The sequence below is a fragment of the Streptomyces sp. NPDC002779 genome (genome assembly GCF_042888685.1).
Taxonomy (GTDB): domain Bacteria; phylum Actinomycetota; class Actinomycetes; order Streptomycetales; family Streptomycetaceae; genus Streptomyces.
Genome location: NZ_JBIAQC010000084.1, coordinates 1 through 1358 on the forward strand (window position 1 = coordinate 1; position 1358 = coordinate 1358).

A 1358-nucleotide genomic window follows, 5' to 3' on the forward strand; every position below is an offset into this window, starting at 1 on the left:
TCAACTCCCTCGCCAACTACCTCACCAAGGTCGGAACCACCGGCCAGAAAACCGGGCAGAACTAACCAACAGGATTTCTGGCGCATGACACTAGGACGACAGTGCCTGCGACCGGCCATGCCCCGCGGCCCAACAGATCGAGGACGAGGGCGGCGATGTTCCACGCGTCGTCCTCGCCGCGGTGATGGCGTCCCTCAAGCGGCAGTCCGGCGATCTGCAGAGCGTGGTCCATGCCGGGTTTCTTGCGCAGCCCGTAGGCCGCGGTGAATACGGCCTTGGCATTGGTGTGGGTGCGCTCCGTCGGATAGCCGAACGGGTAGGCCACCCCGTCGGCCTGACTCTGCCGAGCGAATTGCCGACGGTCGTACTCGCCCCAGCTTGCCCAGGGGCGCTCCCCAGCCTCGTACTCCTCCACGAGGATCCGGCATGCCTCGGCGAAGGTGACGCCCCGTTCCACCTCGGTTTGCGTCAGTCCGGTCAGTTCAGTGCAGAAGTCGCTCACCGTCGACCGGACGGGGCGAACCACGACACGGTGCCGGGACAGGCGGCGCCCTGCCGACACGTCCACGACGGTGAGACCAATCTCGATGATCTCGTGCACGGAGCCGGGCGGCGGCCGTCCGTCCCAGCAGGTGGCTTCCACAGCAATGACGTTCAGCAGGGACGGTCCGTGGCGCATGAGGCCGAGGGTAGGGCTGTGCACCTGGTTCCGGCATTTCAGTTTCTTCACGTCCACACCGTCACCGCCCACGCCTCATCCGCGACCAACCTGCACGTTCACGCCCAGCCGACGGTGCCGGCGGACCACCGTGCAACTGTCGGTAGTGATCGGGCAGTTCGCCCCCTTGGGGGCACCACACCATGCGGCAGCCGCTTAGCTCCTGCCGCCGGAATCGTGCGCTTCGCCACGGGAGTTGCCCATCGCCTCCAGGCCTGATTGCCCGGTCTCTTCCAGCCGCCGACTGATCACGCAAAGGGCCAAACCCTCTAGGCCGACCTCATCAGCGCTGGTCGCGGACCAGTCCCTGTACCCAGATGTTCGGCGGACTACGGAGAAGCACAACCGTCCGCAGTGGCGGTGGTGGGCGTTGGTCGAGGGCTCAGTCGACCGCTGCGTGCTGCGCGAGAACCTTCCCAGCAGCCGCGCGTGTGGGCAGCGGCCGCCGGGGCCCGTGAAGGCGCTGCCGGTCATTCCGGGCGGGTCCGCGAGCGACCACGGGTCTTGCGACGAAGAAGGGGCGAGATCATCGATCCCCGCCACGTGCTAGTAGGGCTTGGTCAGGTTCGTAGCGGTGTGGGTATGTCGCGGTGGCAGGTGGGGCAGGCGCCGGCCCAGAGAGCAAGGAGTGTCTGCAGCT

At 66.9% G+C, this 1358-nt stretch carries 1 protein-coding gene; it reads right to left on the reverse strand.

The genetic code is table 11. The features are described from left to right. Nucleotides 1-61: 61 nt before the first annotated feature. Nucleotides 62-679, reverse strand: a complete 618-nt coding sequence (locus ACFYW5_RS37975; protein WP_389421697.1) for an exonuclease domain-containing protein — start codon at nucleotides 677-679, stop codon at nucleotides 62-64. Between the last annotated feature and the right edge of the window lie 679 nt (nucleotides 680-1358).